The sequence below is a fragment of the Candidatus Omnitrophota bacterium genome (assembly GCA_016929445.1).
GTDB lineage: Bacteria > Omnitrophota > Gorgyraeia > JAFGIU01 > JAFGIU01 > JAFGIU01.
Window position 1 is genome coordinate 1 of the sequence record JAFGIU010000133.1, and the last position, 10,117, is coordinate 10,117.

General features: G+C 57.2%; 12 protein-coding genes. All 12 read right to left on the minus strand.

Annotation, left to right across the window (positions count from 1 at the left end; all coding sequences use genetic code 11):
• Nucleotides 1–482, minus strand: a 482-nt coding sequence (locus JW937_10320; protein MBN1587804.1) for an FtsW/RodA/SpoVE family cell cycle protein, incomplete at its 3' end; no start/stop codon positions are given.
• 10 nt (nucleotides 483–492) lie between these two features.
• Entirely contained in the window at nucleotides 493–2,265 is a 1,773-nt protein-coding gene (gene mrdA, locus JW937_10325; GenBank protein MBN1587805.1) for a penicillin-binding protein 2, read from the minus strand.
• The gene (mreD, locus tag JW937_10330) at nucleotides 2,262–2,750 is read right to left on the minus strand and encodes a rod shape-determining protein MreD (protein ID MBN1587806.1); all 489 of its coding nucleotides are present in this window, start codon (nucleotides 2,748–2,750) and stop codon (nucleotides 2,262–2,264) included. Before mreD ends, mrdA begins: the two co-directional genes overlap by 4 nt.
• The gene (mreC, locus tag JW937_10335) at nucleotides 2,747–3,523 is read right to left on the minus strand and encodes a rod shape-determining protein MreC (protein ID MBN1587807.1); all 777 of its coding nucleotides are present in this window, start codon (nucleotides 3,521–3,523) and stop codon (nucleotides 2,747–2,749) included. The genes mreD and mreC overlap by 4 nt, the downstream gene beginning before the upstream one ends.
• A gap of 6 nt (nucleotides 3,524–3,529) precedes the next feature.
• Nucleotides 3,530–4,552 carry a rod shape-determining protein gene (locus tag JW937_10340; GenBank protein ID MBN1587808.1) on the minus strand — a complete coding sequence of 341 codons (1,023 nt, stop codon included), beginning with the start codon at nucleotides 4,550–4,552 and terminating at the stop codon, nucleotides 3,530–3,532.
• A 151-nt stretch (nucleotides 4,553–4,703) separates the two neighbouring features.
• Nucleotides 4,704–6,044 (minus strand): 3-phosphoshikimate 1-carboxyvinyltransferase, encoded by a 1,341-nt coding sequence (gene aroA, locus JW937_10345; GenBank protein MBN1587809.1) that lies wholly within the window; start codon nucleotides 6,042–6,044, stop codon nucleotides 4,704–4,706.
• Nucleotides 6,011–6,862 (minus strand): hypothetical protein, encoded by an 852-nt coding sequence (locus JW937_10350; GenBank protein ID MBN1587810.1) that lies wholly within the window; start codon nucleotides 6,860–6,862, stop codon nucleotides 6,011–6,013. The genes aroA and JW937_10350 overlap by 34 nt, the downstream gene beginning before the upstream one ends.
• Before the next feature lie 78 nt (nucleotides 6,863–6,940).
• Nucleotides 6,941–7,903 (minus strand): RluA family pseudouridine synthase, encoded by a 963-nt coding sequence (locus JW937_10355; GenBank protein MBN1587811.1) that lies wholly within the window; start codon nucleotides 7,901–7,903, stop codon nucleotides 6,941–6,943.
• Nucleotides 7,900–8,355, minus strand: a complete 456-nt coding sequence (gene lspA / locus JW937_10360; protein MBN1587812.1) for a signal peptidase II — start codon at nucleotides 8,353–8,355, stop codon at nucleotides 7,900–7,902. The genes JW937_10355 and lspA overlap by 4 nt, the downstream gene beginning before the upstream one ends.
• 20 nt (nucleotides 8,356–8,375) lie before the next feature.
• Nucleotides 8,376–9,230 carry a purine-nucleoside phosphorylase gene (locus JW937_10365; GenBank protein ID MBN1587813.1) on the minus strand — a complete coding sequence of 285 codons (855 nt, stop codon included), beginning with the start codon at nucleotides 9,228–9,230 and terminating at the stop codon, nucleotides 8,376–8,378.
• Complete coding sequence (locus tag JW937_10370; protein MBN1587814.1) at nucleotides 9,227–9,520, minus strand: YggT family protein; 294 nt, start codon at nucleotides 9,518–9,520, stop codon at nucleotides 9,227–9,229. Before JW937_10370 ends, JW937_10365 begins: the two co-directional genes overlap by 4 nt.
• Nucleotide 9,521: 1 nt before the next feature.
• Nucleotides 9,522–10,117 (minus strand): pyrroline-5-carboxylate reductase (locus tag JW937_10375; GenBank protein MBN1587815.1); only part of this gene is annotated, 596 nt, incomplete at its 5' end.

The following is a 10,117-nucleotide window of genomic DNA, read 5'->3' on the forward strand; positions in this document are numbered from 1 at the left end:
ATAAGCGCAGTGCCCAGGTCCGGCTCCAGGAGAACGAGGAAAAAGGGCAAAGCCACCAAGAACAAGGGCCGCAAGAGGCCGGCCCACCGTCCCATGCTGAAGCGGTTTGCTCCCACAAAGCGGGCCAAGACAATAATCAGAACCGGCTTCACAAATTCCGAGGGCTGCAGAGCCACAAAACCCAAGTCCAGCCAACGCCGGGCACCATAGCGCACATCCCCCCAAACAAGGACCCCCGCAAGGGCGAGCACGGTTATCAAATAGAATAGGTAAGAAAAATCCAGAAAACGGCGGTAGCCAATCCCAACGGTGATGAGGAAAATTCCCAAGCCTACGGCTGTCCAAATCAATTGCTTTTGGAAGTGGTCCATCTCGATCTGAAGCGTTGCACTGTAAACGGCAGAAAGACCGATGACTGTCAAAAGCATGGCCGCGCCAAAGAGAACCCAGTCAAATTGTTTGATTAGTGAACGTGAAGCCACGCGTTTTCCTCTATAGATAACCTGCATCATTCAAATACTGGACTATTTGATGTCCGAGAACCGCAGGAGCTCCGCCTCCCTGTCCGGCATGTTCGACAAGGACGGCAATAGCCCATTGAGGATCGTCTACCGGCGAAAAGCCCACAAACCATCCGTGGGGGCTGCCCTGCGGGACTTGGACTGTCCCGGTCTTCCCGGCAGTCAGACCTTTTGCGACAAAGGCATGCTGTCCTGTCCCTTGTTCACTTTCAACCGCACGGCGCATGCCCTCTCTTGCTTCCCTGAAGACTTCATCCCCTATTCCTACAGGCCGGAGCACAGGGTCCGTGACATCCATGCCCTCAATGGCCTGCAGCAAGTAAGGCTGGGGCAAATAGCCGCCGTTGGCCACAGCCGCAATCATGCACGCGGCCTGCACGGGCGTGGCAAGCACTGCCCCTTGCCCGATTGAAACATTGAGAGTGTCGCCTTCGTACCAGGGCTCCCCGAGTTCTGCGCGTTTCCACTGCCTGTCCGGAAAAAGCCCGCTTTTCTCTTCCCCGGGCATCAGACCCGGCGCACGTCCCAAACCAAAATGTCCGGCCCAGACGGAGAGTCTTCGAATCCCGATACGCCGCCCGAGCTCGTAGAAATAGATGTTGCAGGAATGCTCGAGCGCACTCTGTAAATTGACCGGGCCATGACCCCTCTCATACCAACACCGGAAGGTCTGGTTTCCAAGTTGCAGACTGCCTCTGCAGGTAACCCGCGTATTTGCGTCGAATTCGTGCAGATGCAATCCCACGGCACCGACAAGAACCTTTTGAATCGAACCCAGAGGATACTCCCCTGCGACAGCACGGGGCAATAAAGGAATCCCAGGATCCTGAAAGAGCGCGGAGAGTTGGTTCTCGCGCAAAGCCACATCATGGTACTGGGAACCGGTGGCTGCCAAGCTAAAGAGATTGGAATCAAAACCGGGCACGCTCACCAGCGCAAGAACAGCTCCGGTACGGCAATTGAGGACCACTGCGGCACCTGCCATTTCGTGCATTTGAGCGGAAAGAAGTTCTTGGAGTTCAGCATCCAGCGTCAGTGTGATTTCTTTGCCTGGAGTGGAAGGCCTCTCGCCCAAAATACGGACCATGCGGCTGCGATTGTCCACCTCCACCTGTTGGCCTCCCTCCCGCCCTCGAAGATAGGAGTCATACCTGGCCTCCACTCCTGCGCGGCCGACCAGATCGCGCGGACGGTACCCGTACTCCACCCATTTCCGGTATTCCTCACGCGTGATTCTGCCCACATAACCCACGGCATGCGCGGTAGAAGCGCCATAGGGATATTCCCGCTGCGGACGCGGACGCACAAAAACCCCGGGCAAATCCAACCAGGATTCCTCCACGGCCGCGGCCTGAGGCACACGCAGATCCCTGACCAAAGGCACGGGTACAAAGGGGGCCTCGTAGTTTCGCTTATACACACGCAGGAGTTCTTCGGAGGGAATGCCCAATAGTGTGGAGAGCTTTGCTGCGACTTCGGCGCGTTCTCCGGATTGCTGCGGCAACACCAGCACATCCAGGGCTGTCCGATCCGAGGCAAGCACCCGGCCTTGCGTATCGAGAATCCGGCCTCTTTCCGCCAGTTGGATCAACAACCGGATTCGATTACGATCACTTTTTTCCCGGTAGAGTTCTCCCTGCCAGAGCTGCAAACGCGCCAAACCCACGCCCAGGGCAAGCATGGCCAAGTAAAGCATCCATTGCAAACGGCGCATTCGAAATTGGCTCAAAACACTCAAGCTCATGAGGACACAGGGTTCCGTTTGAGAAGCCACACCAGCGGAATCCATAGAAACAAGGCCCAAGCCACTTGAACAGCCCCCAGACCCGCCAACGTTGTTGTGCTCAAAGACCACTGCGGCGAAACGCTTAAGGCAATGCCCATCGAGGCCTGGGCCGCAAAAGTTCCGAGAACAGCACAAACCCATTGCACGGTCCTATTCATGGGGTCGAGGAATCGAGTGCACAAAAGCACCAAGACAGCCCCGGATAGATAGGAAACACTGGTTAAGCCCATGGGCAGGAAAGACAGGGTATCTGCCAAAAAACCCAATACCAGGGCAGGCAGAAGCGCCCAGCGCCGGGGAAAAACAAGGGCCCCGTACAAGGACAGAAAGAGCAAAAAGTCCGGCGAGGTTTCCGCCCCGGTCACACGGGCTATCCAAGTCACTTGCAATACAAGCAGTACCGGAACCCAGATCAACCAAATCGGAATGAGGCCGCGATTCACCGGAGTACCACCCACACATCCTGAACCCGGTCCAGATCCACGGCGGGTTGAAGCACTGTCTCCCTTTCTGCTTGCCGATCCGGCTTCACGGGCTCTGCTGCGAGGAAACCGATGACAAGACCTTTGGGAATACGGCCTCCGGCTCCGGAGGTCACAACCAAGTCACCGGGAATTGCCTCGCTTTCCGGCCCCAGATATTTGAGCCTCAGGTTTTTTCCCAAGGTCCCCGCGGCCACTCCCTGTTCCCCGGTACGCCGGATCAAGGCTCCCACTCGCTGATTGGGATCTGTCAGCATCAAAACCTGGCTGGTCCGCGCCCCCGCCTGTACCACACTGCCCACCAATCCTGTGTATGCCAATACCGGCGCGCCGCACTTGATCCCATCCTCTTCTCCCCGATCAATCCAAAAACTATTGGAATAGGGCGAGGGATCAAAGGCCACCACACTCGCCGCCACCCCGGGCACATTAATTTCCTCTCTGAGTTTGAGCAGGCGTCGCAAGGAATCGATCTCCACGGCCGCATCACGCAGCCGGGAAAGCTGAAAAGAAAGTTCGGTGATCTCGTGACGAAGTTGAGCGTTTTCAGCGCGCAAACGCGGGTAAATTCCAAGGCCCGCAACCCAGCTCCAGGCCGTATGCACTGCAGCAAAGGGTACTTTAAAGACAGAGGCGAAAACACTCGTGGAAGGAGAAGGGCTTTGGATGCGGGCCAAAAGAATACCCGCTCCCAGGACCAGAACCAGGAGACAAAATAGGAAAGCTCTCTTCAAGGGGTGCTATAGGGTTTCGCGGGGCTGCACAGTCACGCGGCGCAAGGAATCAATTTCGTTGAGTACCTTCCCCGTGCCCAGAGCCACCGCGGTTAAAGGATCGTCCGCCACGTGCACGGGCAGACCGGTTTCTTCTGAGATCAATTGATCGATCCCCCGCAAAAGCGAACCGCCTCCGGCCATAATGATTCCTCGCTCGATGAGGTCTGCGGAGAGCTCCGGAGGCGTGCGCTCCAAGGTAATGCGCGAGGCCTCCAGAATCGCGGAGATGGGCTCTGCCAAAGCCTCCCGGATCTCCTCGGAAGTCACGGTCACCATCTTGGGCAATCCCGACACCAAGTCCCGGCCCCGGACCTCCATGGAATATTCCTCTTCAAGAGCATAGGCGGATCCGATGTTGATCTTGATTTCCTCGGCTGTGCGCTCCCCGATCATCAGGTTATAGGTCTTCTTCATGTGGTCGATAATGGCTTGGTCCATTTCGTCTCCGCCGATCCGGATGCTCTTGGCAAAGACAATACCGCCCAAAGAGATTACGGCGATTTCGGTGGTACCGCCGCCGATATCAATCACCATATTCCCCGCAGGGTCACTGATGGGAAGGCCCACTCCGATGGCTGCGGCAATAGGTTCCTCGATCAAAAAAACTTCGCGCGCGCCCGCCTGCTCGGCGCTGTCTTTGACAGCGCGCTTCTCGACCTCGGTAATACCCGAAGGAATCGCAATGGCAATGCGCGGGCGCACAAAAACACGGCGATCGTGAACCTTATTGATGAAATAGCGAAGCATGCTTTGAGTGATTTCAAAATCGGCGATAACCCCGTCGCGCAAGGGGCGGATGGCCACAATATTGCCGGGGGTCCGGCCCACCATGCGTTTTGCCTCCTCCCCGACTTTAAGCACGCGGGAAGTGCCCTTTTCCACAGCCACTACAGAGGGTTCACACAGGACAATGCCTTTGCCGTTGACATAGACGAGGGTGTTGGCGGTCCCCAGATCGATCCCCATATCGCTGGAAAACAAACCCATGACATGGTTGATACCCCGAACTCCGAAGCCGATGGTCTGACTGAGAGGTCCTCTGGGGGCCAATGTGGTGTGTCCTTTCCTGGTTTAGGAGGGTGCCCACAGCACCAGGGTGCAAAAGAGTATTGTCATTCTACACCGCTGCAGAGCGCTGTCAAACGGGACTCAGGAAAGAAAGAGTGTTGAAAAAGGCGGGGTAGGATATGGAGACGCAAGCGGGATTCTGAATCTGAGTCTTGCCCTTTGCCACAAGCCCGGCCACGGCCAGGCTCATGGCTGTGCGGTGGTCTCCGAAGCTCTCCACCGAGGCACCCTGCAAAAGGACCGGGCCCTGGACCCGGATATCCTCGCCCCGGACTTCGATCTTGGCGCCCATCCGCCTAAGCCCCTCGGTCATGGAGGCAATGCGGTCCGTCTCCTTGACGCGCAGTTCCCCGGCTCCCCGGAAGCAGCTTAGGCCCTCGGCTTGAGTCGCAGCCACCATCAGGATGGGCAGTTCATCGATGGCCACTGCCACTTCGTCCGGGCCCACTTCCACCCCTTGAAGCGCATGGGTCTTGATTTCGATCCGCCCCACGGGTTCCCCGGTTTTTGCCCCTGTGAAGCTGATCTGCAGATCCGCCCCCATTCGCTCGAGGATATCCAGACCGGCCCGCCGGGTGGGATTGAGCCCTACCTCTTCGAGAACCAACTGGGAGCCGGGAACCAGGCTTCCGGCAACCAGGAAAAACATGGCACTGGAAAGGTCTCCGGGCACAACCAGGTCCTTGGCGCGCAGCCGGGCCGGGCCTGAGACGCTGCAACGCAGGCCGTCAACCTCCACGGGAACTCCGAAGTGCTCCAGCATGCGCTCGGTATGATCGCGAGCCGGACGGGGCAACTCCACACTTGTGGTGCCTTTGGCAAAAAGCCCGGCCAGGAGCACACACGATTTGACCTGGGCGCTGGCCACCGGACTCTGGTAAGCGATCGCTTTCACGGTGTCTGTCCCGCGCACTTGCAAAGGCGGAGTGCAGCGATCGCCCTGCCCGGCCACAGAAGCCCCCATCTGCCTCAATGGCAAAGCCACCCGGTCCATGGGGCGGCGGCTCAGGGACTCATCCCCCAAAATGCGCGCCTGCCAGGGACAGCCCGCCAAGAGCCCGAGCATAAGCCGCAGGGTCGTGCCGGAGTTCCCGGCATTGAGCGCCCCCTGAGGCTCTCGCAAACCGTGCAAGCCCACGCCGTGAACCAAGACGTCCAGACGATCTTCTGTCTGGCCCAAAGTGTCCATGCGCACGCCCATCTGCATGAGCGCATCGCGCGTGCTGAGGCAATCCCCGGCCGCCAACAGGGCATGAATCCGCGTCTGCCCTTCGGCAACGGCGCTAAGCATCAAGGCTCGATGACTGACGGATTTGTCGGAAGGCACACGAATCGAACCCTGCAGGCCTCGAGAAGGGTTGATCACTTGGGGAGAGCTCACAGCACGCCTTGAGCGGGACGCACAACGCATCCTTCGGAGATATCCTTGATATCGTAACCGCTTACCACTGCGGCCGCAGACATGGCGCTGTAAATCTTCTCCACCTGCGCCTGGCCGACCAGCACGTTATCCTTATAGATATCGAAAATCATACCCAACTCCACAGGATCCTTGGCGCCTAAGCCAATAACCACAAAATCAAATTCGCGATTGACCACAAGCACTTCGGAAACCAGTTTGGGGTCCACCGCCGGCAGGCTCACTAAATCCGCTTCAGGCTCGGTCACAGGAGAAGGCACTGCATTCACCCCATAATCGGGCACAAAGCCCGGCCCGGATGCCGCGGCCTGCCGGGGAGCCTGCTTTGCCTGCTCCAGATGCCGGGCAAGCTGCTCCTTTTCCTCCTGGGCAGTCTTCAATTCGCTTTGAAGTTGCTCCCGGGCAGTCTCCAGCTCCTCAAGCCTCTTTGCCAGCGATGTCTTTTCCCGCTGTTCCGCTTCCAGACTGGTCCGGATTTCCTTGAGGCGGGACTCCTGCTCCCGAAGTTTGAGCTCCGTGGTCTCCCGGGCCCGGGACTCTTTTTCAAAGTCCCCCCGTAAGGCCGCAACCTCTGTCTGGCGGGCCACAATCTCCTCAGTCAGACTGGTGCTTTCTTCCCGGAGCTTTTCAACTTTTTGCTCGGTCGAGCGTTTCTGCCGCTCCAGCAAATTCACACGGTGCTCGGAAGCCAAGCGTGAATCCTTTTCGCCCAAATAAAGCGTATAGAGATAGACCGAGCCGCCCGCCGCGCACAAAATCAACAAACAGAGCATCCAAACCAGAGCCGCACCGGAACGATTGAGTCGCATGGGTAACCTCCGGAAACATGATAATCGCAATCGGTTCCAGAGGCAACTTAGCCAACAGGTCTCTTCGCTTCGGGCCAATTATTCCGGAGAAAGACTCGGGCGCTTGCCTTGCCGCAGAACGGAGACAGCCTCTTGGAAGTCAAGGGGGAGCTCACTTGTGAACTCCATGTATTCATGCGGAGGATCCGGATGACACAGGCCCAGATCCTGCGCGTGGAGCAGCTGGCGCGAGAACGCGCCTACCAGCGTATTGTAGCGATTTCCCATCCCATAGCGGGTGTCCCCCAGGATCGGATGGCCGAACCACGCAAGGTGGACCCGGATTTGATGGGTCCGGCCGGTAATAGGTTTGATGCTCAGCAACGTGGACTCGGCAAAGCGTTCCACAACTTCGTACTCGGTCACAGCCTCTTTGCCTTCGGCCCCCATGACCTTCATACGCGGCCAGTGCTCCCGGTCTTTTCCAACCGGCACATCAATGCGCCCGGTGTCCAACTCGAAAACGCCTGCAACCAGGCCCGCATAACGCCGCATGGCAGTGCGCCGCTCGAATTGCCTGGCCAGATAATGATGCGCATTGTAATCCTTGGCCACTACCAAAATCCCCGAGGTGTCTTGATCCAAACGGTGCACCAAACCGGCCCGCGCCGGAAGTTCATCTCCGAGGGCCGCGCAGTACGCCATGAGACCGTTCACCAGGGTCCCGGACATGATGTGCCCCGCAGGGTGCACCATCATGCCTGCCGCCTTGTTCACGACCAAAAGGCGGTCGTCCTCATACACAATATCCAGATCCATTTCTTCGGGCAGAACCTTGGGCACCACCATTGCAGGGATTTCGATCTCGATTCGGTCTCCCGGCTTGATGCGCGTCCCCGGCTTGGGCGTTTTTTCTTCATTGACCCGTACAAAACCCTCTTCAATCAAATGGCTGATATGCGTGCGGGAGTAGTCCGGGAACATCCGGGCCAAATAGCGATCCAGACGGTTCTTCCCCTCTTCGGGACTCAGTTCAAAGGAATATTTTTCTGATTCCGTCATTGCCGCACGCGCCGTTCATGTATGAAGAGCCGGATCCCTATCAGCACTGCGCCCACTGTGATAGCGCTATCCGCCAAATTAAAAACCGGCCACCACCGGAGATCTAAAAAATCAATTACATAACCAAAGCGCACGCGGTCGATGAGATTTCCTGCAGCGCCTCCCAAAATCAAGGACATTCCCCACAAAATCCAGCCATCGGATTGGCTTCGGTAACTGGAGCGCAGCAACAGGTAAGAAAAAACTGTAATTGCCGCTGAGGAAATGAGAACAAAAAAGCCCGGATGACTCCGGGCCAAGCCAAATGCCATCCCTGTGTTGTGCACCAAGCTCAGATAAACAACGCCGCCGATCAAAGGACGGGATTCACCCAGCGCAAAGACCTGCATCACCCAAAGCTTGAGCGCCTGGTCTCCCAAGACCAAAGCCCCGGCCAGCAGAAAATAACGCAGAGGCGACTTGCAGGAATGGCTCAAGCCCCGTCCTTCCGGAGACCTGCAATCTCCCGGACTAAGCCGGCAACCAAAGCAGTGAGATGCGGCTCGGCCTCATTGGCGATGCGGATCACATCCTCAATAACCAAAGGCTCGAGGGCCTCCGGCAAACAGAGATCCGTCAGCACACTCACAGCAAATGTCTTGAGCTGGGAATGAACCGCCACTATCGCTTCCGGCACAGTGGACATCCCGATGGCATCCGCTCCGAGACGCTGCAGCATCGCATACTCGGCGCGCGTCTCCAAACAAGGGCCGGTCATGGCCGCGTAAACGCCCTCGCGCACTTTGAGTTTCTCCTTCTTGACCACCTGCCGGGCCTTGTCCAACAGCACCCGGTTATAGGGTTCGATCATATCCGGGAAACGCAAACCCAAACGTCCGTCGTTAGGCCCGATCAAGGGATTCACGCCCATTAAATTAATATGATCCGTAATCATCATCAGATCACCCTTGGAAAATTTGGGATTGAGCCCTCCGGCGGCATTGGAGATGATCAAGAATTCCACCCCTAAGGCCTTCATGACGCGCACCGGATAGGTTACTTCCTGCAAACTATAGCCTTCGTAATAATGAAAGCGCCCTTCCATCACTGCCACGGATTGGCCTTCAAGATGCCCGAAGGAGAACTGACCCTTGTGGCTCTGCACTGTGGATTCAGGGAAATGGGGAATATCCGAATAAGGGATATCCTGTTTGTTCTCAATGCGTGCGGCCAAACCCCCGAGCCCGGTCCCTAAAATAATACCCACGCGGGGCCGGGTGCAGACCTGGCCCCAAATATAATCGGCGCTTTCCTGGAGCTGGTCGTAGAGCAAAGGTTTGTCCATCAGCTCATCCTCATTCCAAGATCAAACAGAGTTCGCACAATAAACCACCTGGAAAACATAATCACCAGGAGAACCAGGATAGGAGAAAAATCGATGCCTGTCATGGGCAGGTATCTCCTGAACGGACTCATCATGGGTTCTGTAACGCCATAAAGAAACTGCACAATAGGATTGTAAGGATCAGGATTCACCCAGCTCAGCAGCGCCCGGATGATCACCATCCACATCAAAATAACAAGCACAAAGTCCAGAATCTGCGCTACGGCAGTAAACAGGTTTCCTATGACAAACATGCTAACCTCCGAGTTGTTTGGACCTGCGGGCTGCCGCGCTCACCGCCGCGTACACTGCCTTGTTCAGGCCCGACTTCTGAAAAGATTTCAGAGCCGCTTCGGTCGTTCCCCCCTTGGAAGCCACGGCTTTGACCAACTCCTTTGCGGACAGACTCCCCCCGGCCAGGAGCGCGCCGCTGCCCACGGCTGTAGAACAAGCCAGGGCTTCAGCCATCGCAGCAGGCAAACCCAAACGCACACCTGCGCTCGCCAGCAAATCGGTAAGCAAAAAATAATAGGCTGGACCACTCCCGCTGAGTGCTGTCACGGCATCCAACTGGGATTCCTTCCCAACCCAAACTTCCCCCACACTGGCAAAAAGACTCTTGGCCTTGTTCACAGCCGCAGGGCCCGCATAACGGCCTGCGGCCAATACCGTCATCCCCTGCCCCACAGTTGCGGGCAAATTGGGCATAGCACGAATAACCGCTGTTCGCGGGGGCAATCCCTGGTGCAAGCCGGAGAGTTTCACGCCCGCGGCAATGGACACGATAAGCGTGCCCCGGTTGAGGCCGGCCCTGAGCTCCGGAAAAAGTCCCGGCAGGTCCTGAGGTTTGA